Source organism: Streptomyces sp. BPTC-684 (assembly GCF_030028635.1).
GTDB classification, from domain to species: domain Bacteria; phylum Actinomycetota; class Actinomycetes; order Streptomycetales; family Streptomycetaceae; genus Streptomyces; species Streptomyces noboritoensis.
In genome coordinates this window covers 6,878,751-6,898,234 of the sequence record NZ_CP124863.1, presented here as the reverse complement: position 1 = coordinate 6,898,234, position 19,484 = coordinate 6,878,751, and the positions used below count along the sequence as shown (strand labels likewise).

Sequence of the window (19,484 nt, the reverse complement as noted above, 5' to 3'; positions counted from 1 at the left end):
GGGGATCCGCTCGCCGATCGGGCTGACGGCGAGCTCCGCGTCGGCTTCGGTGAGCGGCCGGTAGGTGACGTGCACGGTGGTCTCGGTGATCCCGTACATGTTGACCAGCCGGGTGCCCTTGTTGGCCGTGCGGCGCAGCCACGGCTTGAGGGCGGCCACGTCCAGCGCCTCGCCGCCGAAGACGACCGTGCGCAGCCGGTGCGCGGCCGGGCTGTCGCCCTGCGCCGCGATCAGCTGCCGGAAGGCGCTGGGCGTCTGGTTGAGGACGGTCACCCCCTCCGCGCACAGCAGGGCGTAGAAGTCCTTCGGGCTGCGGGTGGTGGCCTGCGGCACGATCACCAGCCGGCCGCCGTGCAGCAGCGCGCCCCAGATCTCCCACACGGAGAAGTCGAAGGCGAACGAGTGGAACAGCGTCCACACGTCGTCGCGGCCGAAGCCGAACCACGGCTCGGTGGCGGTGAACAGCCGGGTCGCGTTGCGGTGTTCGACCATCACGCCCTTGGGCGTGCCGGTGGAGCCCGAGGTGTAGATCACGTACGCCATGTGAGAGGGCGTCAGACCCGTGGTGGCGGCGGGCAGATCGGTGTCCGGGCGGTCGGCCCAGAGCGCCGCGTCGGCCCGTACGTCCACCACCGGCACCTCGGGGGCGCGCAGGCCCTCCGGCAGCGGGCCGTCGACCAGCAGGGCGCGCGGCGCGCTGTCGGTGAGCAGATGGCCGAGCCGGTCCACCGGCGATGCCGGGTCGAGCGGCACATAGGCGCCGCCCGCCTTGAGGACCGCGAGCAGGCCGATCACGAGGTGCTCGCTGCGCGGCAGGCAGAGCGCGACCAGCACGTCCGGGCCGACGCCCAGCTCGCGCAGATGGCGGGCGAGCCGGTTGGCGCGGGCGTTCAGCTCGCGGTAGGTGAGGCTCTCGGCGCCGTGGGAGAGGGCGACGGCCTCGGGGGTCGCGGCGGCGGCCGCCTCGAACCGCTCGTGCAGAGCTCGGTCGTCGGCGTACGAGCGCGGGCGCCGGTTGTCGTCGACGAGCAGCCGCCGGCGCATCGCCTCGGGCAGGACGGAGATGTCCAGGGCGGCCACCGGCTCCTCGGCGTCGAGTGCGCCGAGCAGCCCGGTCATGGCGGCCTCCAGGTACGCGATGACCAGGGCGGCGTCCTGCGCCTGGTCGATCTGCGCGTCCACGGAGAAGGAGTGCCCCAGGTCGTCGACCGAGAGCGCGACGGGGTAGTTGCTGCGCTCGATCACCCCGGCCAGCGACTTGACGCCCGCGCGCTCCAGCTCGTCCTCGTCGATGCGGTCGTCGGACTCCAGATGACGGAAGTTGAAGATCGCGTTGAAGAGCGGGGTGTCGCGGGGCACGTCGCTGTGGCGGTGGGCGACGGCGAGCGGGGTCTGCTCGTGGCGCACCAGCTCGCGCAGCGCGCGGTCGGTCTCGGCCACCAGCTCGCGCACGTCGCGCCCGGCGAGGTCGAGCCGGACCGGCAGGGTGTTGATGAAGTTGCCGAGCATCCGCTCGATGCCCCGGGGGCCCTGGAGGCGCCCGGACATCACGGTTCCGAACACCACGTCGTCGCGCCCGGCGCAGGCCGCGACGACCAGCGCCCAGCCCGCGTGGAAGAGCGTCGCCGGGCTGACCCGCAGCTCCTTGGCCCGGGTGCGCACCCGCTCGCCGAGCTCCGGGTCGAGCGGCTTGCGCAGATCGGCGACCCGTCGCCCGTCGCCGTGCACGTCGTGCATGCCGAAGAGCACGGTCGGCTCGGTGACGTCGCCGAGCCGCTCGCCGAAGTACGCCGCCGGGTCCAGGGTCTCGGCCCGGTGGGCGGCGTGCGCGATGAAGTCGCGGTACGGCTCGGGGGCGGCCAGCTCGGCGGCGCGGCCCGTCATGTGCGCCACGAGCTCCTTGAACAGGAAGCCGAGCGAGGTGGCGTCGTCGATGACGTGGTGGAGGTTGAGCAGGGCGTACCACTGCCCGCTGTGCGGGTCGCGGGCCGCGCGCAGCCGGATCAGCGGCGCCCGGTCCAGGCGCATCGCCTGCGAACCGGCCAGCAGCCGCTGGATCTCGTCCGCCGCGGAGCTGCCGGGGGCCACCGCGAACTCGTCCACGGTGAGCTCGGCGTGCCGGACGACGACCTGTACGGGCTGCGGAAGACCGTCGGTGAGGATCGCGGTGCGCAGCGCGTCGTGGCGGGCGATCACCGCGCGCAGGGCTTCGGCGAAGCGGTCCAGGTGGTCGCGGCTGTCGAAGGAGAACACCCCGGACAGCACGTACGGGTCGCGGCCGCTCTCCTTGAGGTGGTGGAAGAGCATGCCCTCCTGGAGGGCGGCCAGCGGGTAGACGTCCTGGAGGTTGGCGGCGCCGCCGGGCACGGCCGCGACGACCGCCGCCAGCTCGTCCTCGGTCAGCTCCACCAGCGGCAGCATGTCGGGCGTGATCCGGGTGCAGCCCTCGGGGACGCGCGCGGCCGGGAGCACGAAGGTGTCCGCCGCGCCGCCGCCGTCGGTGGACGCGGCGAGCTCCGCCAGCGTGGCCGCCGCGAAGACCGCGGGCAGGTCGCGGTGGAGCCCGGCGGCGGTCAGCCGCGCGGTGAGCTTGGGGATGAGCAGCGAATGCCCGCCCAGCGCGAAGAAGTTGTCCTCGACGCTGATCCGGTCCGCCGCGAACCCGAGCAGTTCGGCGCAGATCCCGACCAGGACCTCCTCGGCCGGGGTGCGCGGGGCGACGTAGGCGCGCACCGTGTACGCACCGGCGTCCGGGGCGGGCAGCGCCTTGCGGTCGAGCTTGCCGTTGGCGGTGACGGGCAGCGCGTCGAGGCGGACCAGGGCGCCGGGGACCATGTAGTCGGGCAGCGCGTCCTTGAGGTGGGCGAGCAGCTCGGCGTGGTGGTCGCGGCCGGGCGTCTCGTCGAAGCCCGGGTCGAGCACCGCGTAGCCGACCAGTCGGGGGTCGCCGGGATGGTCCTCGCGGGCCAGCACCGCACACGCGCGCACCTCGGGGTGGGCGCCGAGCCGGGCCTCGATCTCGTCGAGCTCGATGCGGAAGCCGCGCACCTTGACCTGGTTGTCGATGCGGCCGAGGAACTCCAGGGTGCCGTCCGCGAGGCGCCGTACGAGGTCGCCGGTGCGGTACATCCGGGCGCCGGGAACCGTCGCGAACGGGTTCGGCACGAACCGGTCCCGGGTCAGGTCCGGGTTGTTGAGGTAGCCCCGGGCCAGGCCGTCCCCGGCGATGTGCAGCTCTCCGGCGCAGCCGACCGCCGCCAACTGGCCGAAGTCGTCGAGCACATGGAGCTGGATGTTCTGGATCGGACGACCGATCGGGACCGGGCGGGCCCCCTCGCCGGGCGGGCAGGTCCAGTGGCTGACGTCGATGGCGGCCTCGGTCGGGCCGTACAGGTTGTGCAGCGGCGCGCGGTGCACCGCGTAGTGGCGCGGCGGCAGCTCGGGCGGCAGGGCCTCTCCGCTGCAGAACACCCGGCGCACCGACGCGCACCGCGCCCAGCCGTCGTTCTCCACCATCAGGCGCAGCATGGAGGGCACGAAGTGCAGGGTCGTCACACCGGTGCGGCGGATCAGCGAGACCAGGTAGTCGGGGTCCTTGTGGCCCTCGGGCTCGGCGACGACCAGTCGGGCGCCGTTGAGGAGCGGCCAGACGAACTCCCACACCGACACGTCGAAGCTGAACGGCGTCTTCTGCAGCACGACGTCGTCCACGTCGAGGCGGTACGCGTTCTGCATCCACTCGATGCGGTTCACGGCCGCCCGGTGCTCGACCATGACGCCCTTGGGGCGGCCGGTGGAGCCGGAGGTGTAGATGACGTACGCCAGGCTGCGCGCGGTGGCGGCACAGCGTCCCGCGACGGCCCGCTCGGACCTGCCGCCCTCGACGCGGCCCTCGCGGTCCAGGTACAGCACCTCGCGGGCGGCGGACAGGCCGTCGCCCCTCACGTGCCGCTGCCCGAGCACCAGGTGGGCGCCGGAGTCCTCGATCATGTACGCGAGGCGGTCGGCCGGGTAGCCCGGCTCCAGCGGCAGATAGGCGCCGCCCGCCTTCATGACCGCCCACAGGGCGACCACCATCTCGACGGACCGCTCCATGCAGACGCCGACCACGGTGTCCGCGGTGACGCCGCGCCCGCGCAGCTCGGCGGCGACCTCGTCGATCCGCGCGGCCAGCTCGGCATACGTCAGGGAGCGCTCGCCGAACACCACGGCGGTGCGGTCGCCGTGGCGCGCCACGGCGGCGTCGAGCAGCTCGGGCAGCGAGCTGCCGTCGGAGTAGGGGCGCCGGGTGTCGTTCCACTCCGCAAGCAGCCGGTGCCGCTCCTCGTCCGACAGGTGCGAGGCGGCCGACAGCGGCCGCTCGGGGCCGTCCAGCAGCGAGTCCAGGAGCCGCTGGTAGTGCCCGAGGAACCGCTCGACGTCGGCGGTCTCGAAGCGCTGGGCGTCGTACTTCAGGTGCAGCGCGTAGTCGTCGGCGTTCTCGAAGACCTCCAGGTGGAGCTTGAACTCCCCCTCCTGCGAGATCCCTTCGACGAACCGCATCGACCGCGCGAGCTCCAGGCCGAGCACCTCGTCCGCGACGTGCATCATGCGCTGGTTCTGGAAGACGTAGGAGACCTGGAAGACCGGCGAGGAGTCCGGGTCGGACTGGAGGTTCAGGTCCTGCACCATGCGCGGGAACGGGTATCCGGCGTGATCGAGCCCGTCGGCCAGGACCAGCGAGAGCTCACGCACGTAGTCGCGGAACGGCACGTCCTCCCGCGGCCCGAACCGCACCGGCACCATGTTGACGAAGTAGCCCACGGAGTCGGCGTACGCGAGGTCCGGGCGGCCCATCGACGGCACGCCGACGATCAGGTCCCGCTCGCCGCTGTAGCGGTGCAGCAGCAGTTCGTACACCGCGAGGAAGAGCACGGCGGGCCGCACTCCGCTCGCCGCGCACCAGGTGCGCACCCGGTCGCCGGCCGCGCCGGGGAGCGCGAGCGAGGCGGTCCGGCCGAGCACCGGCGCGCCGGGGGCGGGGGCGCGCTCGACGCCGAGGTGGAGCACGGGCAGGTCGCCCGCCAGCGTCCGCTGCCAGAACGCGCGGTGGCGCGCGCCCTCGGGCCCGTCGAGGAAGGCCTGCTCCCGGCGGACGAACTCGTCGTACGCGTCCGGCGCGGGCGCGCTCCAGTCGGCGCCGCGCCCCAGCGCCTCGTACGCCGTGGCCAGGTCCCGCAGGAACAGCGGGGTGGAGGCGCCGTCGAAGACGAGGTGGTGGAAGACCAGCAGGACGACCGCCCCGGGGGCGTCCGTCTCGTAGACGTACCCCCGCGCCAGCGGGTCCGACGCCAGGTCGAACGGGGTCTTCGCCGCCCGGCGCACCTCGGCGAGCAGCGCGTCCTCGGACAGGCCCGGCACCCGCTCGTGGCGGAAGGGGACCGGCCGGTCGGGGCGGGCGACGAGGTACGGCACGCCGTCCTGCTCCGTCACCGCGCTCGACAGCTGGCCGTGGGCCGCCACCACCAGGGCGAAGGCCCGGCGCAGCCGGTCGACGTCGAGGGGCGCGTCGGTGCGGAAGCAGACCGGGACGTTGTAGACGTCTGCGTCGGGCCGCAGCCGGTGCAGCAGCCACAGGCCCTTCTGGCCCTCGGAGAGGGGGCGCTCGGCCGCGTGCCGCTGGAGCTCTTCGTAGAAGGCGAGAACGTCGTCGGCGGAGAGGGTGCCCGCCTTGAAGCCCGCCAGTATCTGATCCTCGTTCACGCGCTCGGTGCTTCCTTCATGAGTGCCTTCAGATCTTCGAGGCTGACGTGCCCCTGCCGGAACTGCTCCAGCGCCCGGGCCTTGGCGGCACGGGGGTCTTCGGTGTCCGGACCCGGGCCGGGCGCCGGGTCGGTGGCGGGCTCGGCGGCGCCGGTCGCGGCGCGGAGCCCGGTGAGGCGGGCCGCGATGCGTTCGAGGGTGCCGGCCTCCAGGATGTCGCGGGTGGACAGGCGCAGGCCGAGGTCGGCCTCGACCCGGCGCTGGAGCCGCGACCAGAGGATGGAGTCCACGCCGAAGCCGTGCAGGTCCTTGTCGGCGGGCAGTTCGCCCGCGTCCAGGCCCAGGGCTTCGGCGAAGAAGCCCGCGAGGTAGCGGGTCAGGTCGTCGGGGGCCTGTGGGGCCCGCGCGGCCTCGCACGGCTGCGGTGCGCTGGGGACCTGTATGGCTTCGCGCGGCTGCGGTGCCGTGTCGATCACCCGCTGCTCGTCCCGCCGGGGCTGCTGCCAGGTGCGGCCGATCCAGTACCGCTTGCGCCGGAACGGCGTGGTCGGCAGGGTGATCCGCCTGCGGGGCCGACCCGCGTGCAGAGCGTCCCAGTCGACCTTGGCGCCGCCGACCCACAGACCGGCGAGCCGGTCCAGATCGCCGTCCGCGACCAGCGCGGCGACGAACGCCTCGCCGTGCGCACCGGAGAGCAGGGCGGTCAGCGGGTTGGCGCCGTCCTCGGCGCTGCCCGCGTGGACCTGGACTCCGAGCGCCTCGGCGGCGTCCGCCTCGCCGAGGTGGCGCGCGAGTGCGGCGCGCAGCTCGGCCCGCGAGCCCACGACGGCCGCGAACCGCTCCGGCAGCGCCTCGCGCCCGGTCTGGAGGGTGTACGCGAGGTCCGCGAGGTCGATGGCGGTGTCGCCGTCGACGAAGTCGAGGAGCCGACGGACCGTGTCGCGCAGCCGCTCGGGGTCCTTGGCCGAGACCACGACGAGCTGCGGGGCGCCGTCGCCCGCTGTCGGTTCCGCGACGGTTGCCGGGGCCTCTTCGACGACCAGGCTGACGTAACTGCCGCCCGCGCCGACGGAGTTGATGAGACCGCGGCGGACGCCCTGCCCCTCGGCCGGGCGCGGCCGCCACGGCGTGAGCCGCTCGGACAGCGCGAAGGGCGCGGCCTCGAAGTCGAGGTTCGGGTTGGCGGTGCCGCCCTCGACCAGCGGGGCGAGCTCACGGTGGCGCAGCTGAAGCACCACCTTGGTCAGCTGGGCGATGCCGGAGGCCGCCTCGGGGTGGCCGAGGTTGGACTTCACCGACCCGAGCGCGACCGGCTCGGGCACCGCGCCGAAGACCTCGCGCAGCGCGCTGAACTCGACGGCGTCGCTCAGCGCCGACCCGTTGGCCGCCGCCTCCACGTATCCGATCGACTCGGGCGCCGCACCGGCCCGCTCCAACGCCCGCCGCATCACGGCGACCTGGGTGCGGTGGCTGGGCGTCATGAAGCCGTTGGCCCGGCCGCCGTGCAGCGAGGCGCTCCCCTTGACGACCGCGTGCACGGTGTCGCCGTCGCGCAGCGCGGCGGCCAGCGGCTTCAGGAGCACCGCGCCGACGGCCTCGGCGGGCAGGTACCCGTCGCCGTCGCGGAAGCTGCGGCTGCCCGGGTGGCTTCCCAGGAGCTGCGCCTGGGAGAGCGCGAGGTACTTGTCCGGGTGGACCGTGAGGTTCACCCCGCCCGCGATCGCCAGCTCGCTCTCCCCGCGCAGCAGGTCCGCGCAGGCGAGGTGGATCGCCTGGGCCGAGGACGAGCACATGCTGTCCACGGCCAGGCTCGGGCCTTCGAGCCCGAAGAAGTACGAGACGCGGTTGGCGATCATGTTGTACGAGGTCGCCGAGGTCAGTGCCGCGCGCGGCACATCGGCCTCGTCGGCCCGGTACATCTGGTACATCGAGCCGACGTACACGCCGACCCGGCGCCCGTAGCGCCGCTCGATGGCGTCCTGGGTGACCCCGGACCCCTCAAGCAGCTCCCACACCGTCTCCAGGAAGAGCCGCTGCTGCGGGTCCATCGCCTCGGCCTCGCGGGGCGAGATGCCGAAGAACAGCGGGTCGAACCGGTCGATCCCGTCGAGGAAGCCGCCCCAGCGGCAGTAGGTGCGGCCGGGCGCGTCCCGGTCCGTGTCGAACAGCGCGTCGTGGTCCCAGCGCTCGGCCGGCACCTCGGTGACGCTGTCCTTGCCGGACCGCAGGTTCCCCCAGAACGCGTCCAGGTCGGCGGCCTGCGGGTAGCGCCCGCTGATCCCGATGATCGCGACGTCCTGGTCGACGGGCGCGGGACCGGGGCGCGGGGACCGCTCGGCTGCCGCGACGGCCGTCACCGTGCGCACGGGCTCGGCGGGCTCGGCGGCACTCGGAGCCGGGCGTGGCGCACGGGGCTCGCCGAACATCGTCCGCAGCACGCCCTCGTACTCGGCCACGAAGTGCTCCGCCAGCGCCCGGACCGTCTGGATCTCGAAGAACAGGGTCTTCGAGAGCGGGCCGAAGCTCTCCTCCAGGCGGGCGATCAGATCGGTCGCCACGACCGAGTCCATGCCGTACCGCTCCAGCGCCGTGTCGGCGTCGAGCCGCTCGACGCCCAGCTTGAGGGCCCCGGCGAGCAGCTGCCGCAGGTGTCGGACGGTACGGTCCACGAGCGCGCGGTCGGCGCCCTGTACGGGCTGCTCCTGCTGCACCGATTCCTCTTCCCCAGTTGTCTCATGACGGCCCGTCAGTCTCGGCAGCAGTGCCTCGCGGTTGCCCGCGACGACCACCAGGCGGCCGTCGTCCAGGCCGTTGTCGTGGGCGGCCGCCCCGACCCGCAGGGCGTGCAGGGCGCTGCCGGTGTCCAGGGGCGCGAGGTCCATCTGCCGGAGCTGTTCCTTGGTCGCGTCGTCGACCCGCATGCCACCGTCCTCCCAGAGCGGCCAGTTGACGGAGAGCGTCGTGCCGTGCCGCAGCCCGGCGCCGACGAGGCGGTTGCGGTGGGCCGCGTAGGCGTCCATGAAGGCGTTCGCGGCCGCGTAGTCGGCCTGCCCGGGGTTGCCGAAGGCGCCGCTGGTGGACGAGAAGCAGCAGAAGAGCTCCAGCGGGTGGCCCTTGCTCGCCTCGTCCAGGTTGACCAGGCCGGACACCTTGGGGGCCAGCACGCGGGCCAGCTCCTCGGGCGTCTTCCTGACGATGAAGTCGTCGCTGAGCACACCGGCGCTGTGCACGATGCCGGTGAGCGGCCCGTGGGTGGCTTCGACGTACGCCATCAGCTCGTCCACCGCCGCGCGGTCGGTGACGTCCGCCCGCCGGTGGTCGACGCGCAGCCCGGCCGCCCGCAGGGCGTCGAGCGCGCGCGACTGCTCCTGGTCCAGCGGGGAGCGGCCGGTGAGGACGACCGTGGCGTGCTCGACGCCGTCGGCGATCTCGCGCGCCGCGACGAGGCCGAGGGCCCCGGCGCCGCCGGTGATCAGATAGACGCCGCCGGTGCGCCACGGCGCCGCCGCCGGGCGCGCGGGCGCCACTTCGTCCAAGCGCCGCACGTACCGCCGCCCGTCCCGGTACCGCACCTCGGGCTCGGCCGCGCGGCCCGCCTCGGCGAGCAGCCGGGCGGCGACGGCCGGGGCCGGAGCCCCGTCGAGGCAGTCGAGGTACTGGGTGCGCAGCCGGGGGTTCTCCAGCTGGGCGGTCTTCAGGAGCCCGGTGAGCCCGCCGAAGCACTCCGCGGCGCCGCCGCTGCCCACCAGGACCACCTGGAGCAGCACGGGTCGGCGCGGGCCTCCCGCCAGCAGCTCACGGGTCCGGGCGAACACCTGCCGGGTGACGTCCGAGTACTGGGCGTCCAGCGGCCCCTCGCCCGGTTCCACCACCTCGAAGGCGGTCGTCCCGGCGAGCGCGGCCGCGTACGCGTCCCGCCCGGCGGCGTCGAGCGAGCCGATCAGGACGACGTGGTGCTCGGCGTACTCCTCGGACGCGGCCGCGTCCGCTCCGGCGGCCTCTTCCCACACCGGCCGCAGAAGCAGCAGCTCGTCGTGGCGCGGCTGGGCCGGTGCGTCCTCAGCCTCTACGTCCTCGGCGTCGAGCCAGTAGCGCTCGCGGGCGAACGGGTAGCCCGGCAGGCTCACGCGCCGCACCGGCGCGTCCGTCCCGCGCAGCTGCGCCCAGTCGACCGCGAGGCCGCGCACCCAGCGGGCCAGGACCTCGTCGTACTGCCCCTGCTCCCACCAGGCACGGACGGTCTCGGCGGTCTCGCGCGGCACGTCGCCGTCGGGTCGTACGGTTCCGCGCAGCCGGGTTCCGGGCGCGGCGGGGGCGGCGACGAAGGCGTCCAGATGCCGCTTCAGGGACTCCATCGAGGTCGCGGTGAAGGCGAGGCGCTCGTCGAGCGCGACACGGCCGGTCTGGAGCGTCCAGGCGACGGCCGCGAGGTCGGTGTCGCCCAACTCCTCGGTTCGGGCCCGCAGTCGGCGAGCCTGCTGGACGAGCTGCTGCTCGCTCATCGCGGACAGCATCACGGCCACCGGCCGGGTCCCGTCGGCGGGCACCTCGCGGTGCGCGGCCTCCGGCTCGTACTCGGCGAGGATCACATGGGCGTTGGAGCCGCCCGCGCCGAAACTCGACACCCCGGCCACGCGCGGCAGTTCGCGCTCCTCGCCGCCGACGACCAGGGTCGGGCGGTGCCACGGCTCCAGGTGCTGCTGGACCCGCAACGGCGTCCGCTCGAAGTCGATGTGCGGGTTGGGCTCGGCCGAGTGCAGGCTCGGCACCAGCTCGCGGTGCTTGAGCTGGAGCAGCACCTTGGTGACCGCGGCGATGCCCGCCGCGCTCTCGCAGTGGCCGATGTTGGACTTGACCGAGCCGATCGCCAGACTCCGCGGCAGCGCGCCGCCACCGGCCGTGCGGAACGCCTTGACCAGGCCCGCGATCTCGATCGGGTCGCCGAGCGCGGTGCCGGTGCCGTGGGCTTCGAGGTAGCTCAGCGCCGCCGGGGAGACCTCGGCCTCGGCCAGTGCCGCCGCGATGACCTCGCCCTGCGCCACCGGGCTCGGCACGGAGAAGCCGTGGGTGCGGCCGCCGTGGTTGAGCGCGGTGCCCTTGATGACGGCGTGGATGTGGTCGCCGTCCGCGATCGCCCGGTCCAGCGGCTTCAGCAGGACCGCGCCGACGCCCTCGCCGGGCACATAGCCGTCGCCGCCCTCGCCGAAGCTGCGGCAGCGGCCGTCGCTCGCCGTGAACTTGCCCTGGCTGAGCATCAGATACTTGTTGGGGTGGACGCTGACGTTCACGCCGCCCGCCACCGCCGACTCGCACTGGCCGCTGCGGATCGCCTCGCAGGCGAGGTGGATCGCGGTCAGCGACGACGAGCACATGGTGTCCACGGCCATGCTCGGCCCGTGGAAGTCGTAGAAGTACGAGACGCGGTTGGCGATGGACGAGGGGCTGCCCGACAGGGCGACGTGCTGCCCGCGTGCCTGCGCCTGTGCGCCGTGGAGCTGGTACTCCTCGTACATCACCCCGACGAACACCCCCACCTTGCCGGCCGGGGCCAGGTTCGCACCGGTATATCCGGCGTCCTCCAGGGTGTGGTGCACGCACTGGAGGAACAGGCGCTCCTGCGGGTCCAGGTACTCGGCCTCGCGCGGCGAGATGTGGAAGAACAGCGGGTCGAACCGGTCGACGCCGTCGAGGAAGCCGCCCCACTTGCCACCCGGGTGCTCCCGGTGGTCCCAGCGGCTGCGCGGGACCTCCCGGATGCAGTCGCGGCCGGAGCGCAGGTTCTGCCAGAAGGCGTCGAGGTCCTCGGCCTCCGGGTAGCGCCCGCTCACGCCCACGATGGCGATGTCGGTGCGCGCACGCGGGGCACGGCGCTCGCCGCCGGACGCGCCGGTGGACTCCGCCGGGGCGGCGGACGCGGACGGGGTCACCGGCTCGGCGCCGGACGCGCCGAGGGCCGCCCGCACCTGCTCCGGGTACTCGGCCAGGAAGTGCTCGCTCAGCGCCCTGATGGTGCGCACCTCGAAGAACAGCGTCTTGGACAGCGGTCCGAACGGCCCTTCGAGGTGGCGGGTGAGCTCCATCGCCATCATGGAGTCCATGCCGTAGTGCTCCAGCGGGGTGTCCACGTCCAACCGCTCGGGGGCGACTTCCAGCGCGGCCGCCAGTTGCTCGCGGATGTAATCCAGCGCACGGTCGTCGGCGTACGCGGTCACCGGCGTCACCGGCGCCGCCTGCCGAACCGGTGCGGGCGCGGGCCGCTCGCCGGGCCCGCCCGGGAGCACCCGGGCGCTCAGCCCGGTCAGCTCCACGCACACCTCGCCGCGCTCGTCGAGGACGGTCACGTCGAGCTTGGCGGAGGGGGCGTCGGGGCGGCTGCCGTCCTGGTGGCGGATCCAGGCGTACGCCGTCGCCGGGGTCGCCCCCGCCGCCGTCAGACCCTGGAGGGCGAAGGGCAGCGCGGGCCGCCCGGCCTGCCCGTCGCGCGCGGCGGTGGTGAGACCGAGGCCGATCGTGGCCTGGAGGGCGCCGTCGACGATGCTGGGGTGCAGCCGGTAGCGGTCCACGGGCTCGGCCGCCGCCGGAAGGCGCAGCTCGGCCAGGACCTGCGGCCGCCCTTCGCCGTCGGTGCCCACGCCGAGCCCCGCGAGGGAGCGGTGGGCCGGGCCGTACTCCATGCCGACGTTCGCGTACAGGTCGTACAGGTCGTCGGCCGTGAAGGCGGCCTCGGCGCAGTGGGCGCGCAGCTCGGCCAGGAGCGGCGGACGGCTCACGGCGCCGCCGGTCACGCTCGCCCGGCCCTGGCTGCACAGGGTGCGCACGCCGTCGCGGTCGACGGCGTGGATGGTGTACTCGTACGCGCCCTCGGCCGTCGTGCGCACGGTGACGCGCAGGTCGAGACCGTCCGGCCCGCACAGGGCGGGGCGCAGCCACACGACGTCGGACAGGCGGACGCGGTCGGCGCGCTCCGGTCCGATCACCCGGGCGAGCGCGGCGCGCGCCATCTCCAGGTGCGCGGCGCCGGGCAGCACCCGGCCGCCCTGGACACGGTGGTCGCGCAGGAACGGCTCGCCGCCGTCGAAGCGCGACTCGTACGCCTCGGCCCCGTCGGCGTCGCCGGACGCGGCCCGGTGCAGCAGCGGGTGCGGGTGGGCCGGTGCGGCCGGGCGGCGGGTGCGGCCCGCCCAGTAGCGCTCGTCGGCGAAGGGGTAGGCGGGCAGGCCCAGGCGCTCGGGGCGGGCGCCCGGGCCGTACAGCCGCTGCCAGTCGACCGGGTGCCCGGTGACCCACTCGGCCAGTACGCGGCTGTCGTCCCGGGCGTCCAGCCAGGTGTGCGAGGCGGCGAGCCGTGCGGTGTCGCGCCCGGCGGCCTTCGGGGCGCGGCGGGGCGCGGAGCCCCGGTGCCAGCCGTCCGCGTTGCCGCCCAGGAGGCGGGCGAGCCGGTCGCGCAGCTCCGCCACCGAGGTGACGGCCACGGCGAGCCGCTCCTCCATCGCATCGCGGCCGGTCTGCAACGTGTAGGCCAGGGCCGGGAGTTGAGCGTCCGCCACCTGATGCACCGTCAAGTGGTCCAGCAGGTCCCGGGCCCGGCCGGTGAGCTGCTCGTCCGTACGGGCCGACAGCACGGCCAGGGCCGGACGGCTCTCGGCCGCCTCCCGCCGGGGCTCGCCGCCCCGGTACTCATCAAGCACGACATGGGCGTTGACCCCGCCGAACCCGAACGAGCTGACACCGGCGCGGCGCGGCACGCTGACGCCGTCGGCGTCCCGCAGCCGTCGCCACGGCGTCCGCTCGCGCACGACGTGGAAGGGGCCGTCCGCGAGGTCCAGATAGGGGTTGAGCTCCGCGCAGTGCAGGCTCTCGACCAGCTCGCCGTGCTTCATCTGGAGCAGCGTCTTGATCACCCCGGCCACGCCCGCGGCCAGTTCGAGGTGCCCGATGTTGCTCTTGACCGAGCCGATGCCGCACCGGGCGGGCTCGCCCAGGCCGTCCGGCGTCTCCTCGGCGAGCGCGGCGAAGGCGCTCTTGAGGCCGCCGAGCTCGACGGGGTCGCCCAGCTCGGTGCCGGTGCCGTGCGCCTCGACGTACGTCACGGTGCGCGGGTCGATCCCGGCCTGGCGATAGGCGGACTTGAGGAGTTCGGCCTGTGCCTGCGGGTTGGGGGCGGTGAGCGAGTGGGCCCGGCCGCCGTGGTTCTCGGCGGTGGCGCGGATGACGCCGTGGATGCGGTCGCCGTCGCGCTCGGCCGCGGCGAGCGGCTTCAGGACGAGGATGCCCACGCCCTCGCCGCGCACATAGCCGTCGGCGCCCGCCGCGAACGTCTTGCAGCGGCCGTCCTCGCTGAGCATTCCGGCCCGGCTGTAGCTGATGTGCAGATCGGGGCTGACGATGGTGTTCACACCGCCCACCAGGGCGAGTCCGCTCGCCCCCGAGCGCAGCAGCTCCACCGCGCGGTGCAGGGCGACCAGCGAGCTGGAGCAGGCGGTCTCGACCGGCTCGCTGGGGCCGTGCAGATCCAGCAGATAGCTGACCCGGTTGGGGCCGACGGAACCGGAGACCCCGGTGGCCGCGTACCCGTCCTCGCCCTGCTGCTCCTTCAGCACCAGGCTGCCGTAGCCGCTCGGCGCGGTGCCAACGAGGACGGCGGTGTCGGTGCCGGCCAGGCTCGACGGCGCGAGCCCGGCGTCCTCAAGGGCGTTCCACACATGGGTGAGCAGCAGCCGCTGCTGCGGGTCCATGGCGGTGGCCTCGCGCGGCGAGATGCCGAAGAAGAGCGGGTCGAAGCGGTCGACGGCGTCGAGGAAGCCGCCCCAGCGCACGTGCCGCCTGTTCGCGGGCGTGGCCGGGTCGTCGTGCATCGCCCGCCAGTCCCAGCGGTCCTCGGGTATCTCGGTGATGCAGTCCTTGCCGTTGCGCAGGTTCTCCCAGAAGGCCGCCAGATCGGGCGCCTGGGGGAAGCTGCCGCTCATGCCGATGACGGCGATGGGCTCGGCGGGGCCGGTGGGGGCCGTGTGGTGGGGAGCGGTGTCCTCGGACGGGACGGCGGGTGCGGACGTCCGCACAGGCTCCGGCGTCGGCCGCCGCTCGCCGTGGACGCGCGCCATCTCCGGCGCGTACGCGTCGACGAGGTGTGCCGCGAGGCTGCCGACGGTCCGGTACTCGAAGAACACGGTGGGGGCCAACGCCAGACCGTGGCGCTCGTTCAGCCGGTTCGCCAACTCGGTCAAACTGATCGAATCAAACCCGTACTCCCCCAACTCACCATCCGCGTCGATCTCTTCGACAGGCACGTTGAGCTGGGCGGACATCTCGGCGGCAAGGACGTCCTGGGTCGCGGCCAGAAGATCGTCGGTGGCCGGGGAGGCGGGCGCGGCCGGAGCCGTGTGCCCCTGCCCCGCCAGGTGCTCCGCCAGGCGGCGCGGGGTGGCGTACTCGAAGAACACGGTGGGGGCCAGCGCCAGACCGTGCCGCTCGTTCAGCCGGTTCGCCAACTCGGTCAAACTGATCGAATCAAACCCGTACTCCCCCAACTCACCATCCGCGTCGATCTCTTCGACGGGGACCTTGAGCTGGGCGGACATCTCGGCGACGAGCAGTTCCCGCCATTCCAGCGGCGTCGGGCCGCTGAGCGAAGACGGCTCGGACTCCGGCTCCGTTGCCGTGGCGATCAGCGCCGACAGCCGCGCCAGGAGTCGCTCGCGGTCGCCGGAGAGGACCAGCGTCCGCTCCCGGCCCGAGGCGACGGCCGCATCCAGGGCGCGCAGGCCGTCACGGGTGGCCAGCGGGGCGACCCCGAGCCGCGCCAGCCGGTCGAGCCCGGCCGCGTCGAGACGCATCCCGCCGTCCGCCCACAGCGGCCAGCCGATGCTGACAGCGCGGCCGGATCGGAGGCCCTGTGCGGCCAGTTCGTTGCGGTGGGCGGCGTAGGCGTCGAGGAAGCCGTTGGCCGCGGCGTAGTCCGCCTGCCCGGGGTTGCCGAGCGCGGCCACCGTGGACGAGAAGGAGAGCAGCAGGTCGAGCGGCTGGTCCCGGGTGGCCTCGTCGAGGTGGACGAGCCCGGCGACCTTGGGCGCGAGCACGGCCCGTACGTCGTCGTCCGTCTTCCCGGCGACCAGCCCGTCCCGCAGCACGCCCGCGCAGTGCACGATGCCGTGGATCGCGCCGTGGCGCGCGACCACCTCGCCGACGAGCGCGTCCACGGCGCCGCGGTCGGCGATGTCGGCCCGCTCGTACGTGACGGTCACACCCGGCTCGGCCAGGGCCGCGAGGGTGCGGCGGGCGGCCGCGTCCGGTGCGGAGCGGCCGACGAGAACGAGCGCGCCCTCGCCGATGCTTGCGGCGATCTCGCGGGCGAGGACGAGGCCGAGCCCGCCGAGGCCACCGGTGATCAGATACACGCCACCGGCACGCCAAGGCGTGCTCAACGCGCCTTCCGCGGAAGGAAGTTCGGCCAGGCGGCGCACGGAACGCACACCGTCGGCCTGGCGTACCTCCGGCTCGTTCCCGTCGCCCGCGCACTCGCGGACGAGCCGCGCCAAGGCGTCGGCCGACAGCGGGTCGGCGTACTCCACGCACTGCGTGCGCAGCCGGGGGTGCTCCAGGCTCACCGTACGCAGCAGCCCGGAGACGCCCGCGAGCACGCGGGACTCCCCCGATCCCGCCACGACCACTTGGAGCAGGCCTTCGCGCGCCCCGCCACGGCCCCGCACGTCGGCGAGGAGCGAGCGGGTCAGCCGCAGGTAGTCCCCGTCGAGGGTGTCGGCGCCGGTCGTGAGCGTCCGTACGGTGGTGGCGCCGGGCAGCCGGTCGCGCACCGCGTCCGCGAGGGTGTCGTCGATGCCCTGTCCGACGAGCCAGACGGTGTGCTCACCGGGGACGGCCGTGGCGCCGGACGGCCGCGCGGGCTCCCAGCGCGGCTCAAGACACAGCGGCTCACCGGCCACGGGAGCGGCGTCGCGGGCCGGTTCGGCGGCGGGGCCCCCGAGCCAGTACGAGTCGGTCGCGAACGGGTACGTCGGCAGTGAGGTCCGGGCCGGGCGGCCCGCCTCGAAGAGCGCGTCGAACGACGGGGTGCGGCCCTGTACGTACTCCTCGGCCAGCGACTGAAGGTGGCGCCGGTCCAGCTGGTCGGCCGTCCCCGTGGGCACGGTCGACCGGTTGCCCGTCGCGCGCTCCGGCTTGCGGTCGCCGGTGCGGACCGCCGGGTCGGCGCCGGTCTGCAGCCAGGTGCGCAGGGCGCGGGCCGCGTCGCCGGGCGCGGTGGCGACCAGGGCGAGGCGGTGGCGGAAGTGCTTGCGGCCGAGCAGCAGCGTGTGGCTGAGCGCGCGCAGGCTCTGCGCCGGTTCGGCGTCCAGGTGCGCGAGGAGCTGCCGCGCCTGCCGGTCGAGCTGGTCGGCGGTGCGTGCGGACAGGGCGATCAGCCGGGCGCCCGGCCCGTCGGCCCGTACGGCGACCGGCGGGGCCTCGGCAACCACGAGATGGGCGTTGGTGCCGCTGTATCCGAACGAACTCACCGCCGCCATACGGGCGTTGGCGTCCCGCTCCGGCCAGTCGCGCACCTCGGTGTTGACGTAGAACGGGGTGTCGCTGAGGTCGATGTGCGCGTTGAGCCGGTCGTACTGGATCGTCGGCGGCAGCGTCCTGTGCTTGAGGGCGAGCACGGCCTTGAGGGTGCTGGCGACACCGGCGGCGCAGGCGCTGTGGCCGATGTTGCTCTTGACCGAGCCGATCGCGCAGTAGCCGCGCTCCTCGGTGTGCGCGCCGAAGCTCCCGACCAGGCCGTCGATCTCCACCGGGTCGCCGAGCGCGGTGCCCGTGCCGTGCGCCTCGACGAGCCGGATGTCCGCCGGGTCGATGCCGAACCTGTCGTACACCCGCCGCTGGAGCTGGGTCTGCGCCTCGGCGTTGGGGGCGGTGATGCCGTTGGACCTGCCGTCCTGGTTGACGCCCCAGCCCTTGATCACTGCGTGGACGCGGTCGCCGTCGGCCTGCGCGTTGGCGAGCCGCTTGAGCAGCAGGACCCCGACGCCCTCCGCCGGGACGAACCCGTTGGCGCCCTCGTCGAAGGCGTGGCAGCGGCCGTCCGGGGAGAGCGCGCGCAGCTGGCTCATCGCCACGTGGACGCCGGGGCCGGGGATGACCCAGACGCCGCCCGCCAGCGCCGTGTCACTGTCGCCGAGGACCAGGCTGTCGCACGCGGCGGCGATCGCCACCAGCGACGACGAGCACGAGGTGTCGATCGACAGGCAGGGGCCCTTGAGGTTGAGGGTGTACGAGATCCGGCTGGCCAGGATCGCGCTGTTGCTGCCGAGGTTCTGGTGGGCGCTCAGCTCGGTCTCGTCGAGCCGTCCGCCGTAGCCGTTGACCGAGCAGCCGACGAAGACGCCGCACCGGGTACCGGAGAGCGCCTCGGGGTTGTACCCGGCCTCCTCGACGCACCGCCAGCTCTCCTGGAGCAGGACCCGCTGCTGCGGGTCCATGTACTCCGCCTCGCCGGGCGAGATGCCGAAGAACAGCGGGTCGAAGCGGTCGGCGTGCTCCAGCACGCCCATCCACTTGCTGTACGACTTGCCGGGCGTGCCGGGCCGCTCGTCGTAGAACGTCTCGACGGACCACCGCGAGCCGGGCACCTCGGAGACGCAGTCGCGCCCCTCGACGATGTTCCGCCAGAACTCGTCCAGGTTCTCCGCCTTGGGGAAGGCGCCGGACATCCCGACGACGGCGATGTCGACGAGGTCGACGGCCGGGCGGGGCGTGGATACGCGTACGGATTCGGGTTCGGGCTCCGGCTCCGGCTCCGGCTCCGGCTCCGGCTCCGGCTCCGGCTCCGGCTCGACGGTCGTCTCGACCACCGACACGTCGACCACCACCGGCACCTCCACCACAGCCGGCTCGGCCGGGAGCGCCGCCCGCTGCTCGTCCGCGAGGTACGCGGCGAGTGCGGCGACGGTCGGGTGGCCGTACACCGTGGTCGCCGAGAGCGACAGCTGGAGGCGGGTGTTGATGGACCGCGTCCAGGTGACGCCGGTGATGGAGTCCAGGCCCAGCTCGACGAACGGCGTCTCGTCGTCGAGGTCGGCCTCGTCCAGCTCCAGCTCCAGCTCCTTGGCGAGGCTCGCGCGCAGCCAGGAGGCGAGCGCAGCGCGCTCCTCGTCACCGGTGCCGCCCTCGTGCGCGGACTCGGACTCCGGAGTGGGAGCGGGGGCCGGGGCGGCGGTCTCCTCGGCCGCCGTCGGCGCACCCGTACCGCCCAGGCATCCCACCAGGTGCTCGGCCAGTTCGGCGATCGTCGGGTGGCTGTAGACCTGTGTCGCGGAGAGCGACAGCTGGAAGTGCGTGTTCAGCTTGCGGGTCCAGGTGACGCCGGTGATGGAGTCCAGGCCCAGCTCGACGAACGGCGCGTCGTCGTCGATGTCCGGCTCCGCCAGCTCCAGCTCGTCGGCCAGGCTCTGCCGCAGGTAAGAGGCCACCTGGGCAGCCGAAGACCGAGGGCTCGTGACACTCATCAGATCTCCCATGGCCCCCTGGATGAGGGCGGCCAGCTCGCCGAAAGTGGGGTGACCGCATACCTCGGCCACCGTGAGGGAAAGCCCGAAGGTCCGGTTGACCTCGCGCAGCCACACGACGCAGCTGATCGAGTCGAGCCCCAGCTCCACGAGGGCAACGCTGTCGGAGCCGGTGGCCGGATCGGTTCCCAGGACGCCGCTCAGCGTCTCTCGCAAGAACCGTTGCAGGTCACGCTTCAC

General features: G+C 73.9%; 2 protein-coding genes (1 of these 2 only partly in view). Both read right to left on the bottom strand.

All coding sequences use genetic code 11. The features are described from left to right. Positions 1-5,742: the 5' portion of a non-ribosomal peptide synthetase gene (locus QIY60_RS30715; protein ID WP_283145437.1), read on the bottom strand. It extends 1,830 nt beyond the left edge of the window; 5,742 of the gene's 7,572 nt are visible here — the first part of the coding sequence; it begins with the start codon at positions 5,740-5,742; its stop codon lies beyond the left edge, outside the window. Continuing rightward, complete coding sequence (locus QIY60_RS30710) at positions 5,739-19,484, bottom strand: SDR family NAD(P)-dependent oxidoreductase (protein WP_283145436.1); 13,746 nt, start codon at positions 19,482-19,484, stop codon at positions 5,739-5,741. Before QIY60_RS30710 ends, QIY60_RS30715 begins: the two co-directional genes overlap by 4 nt.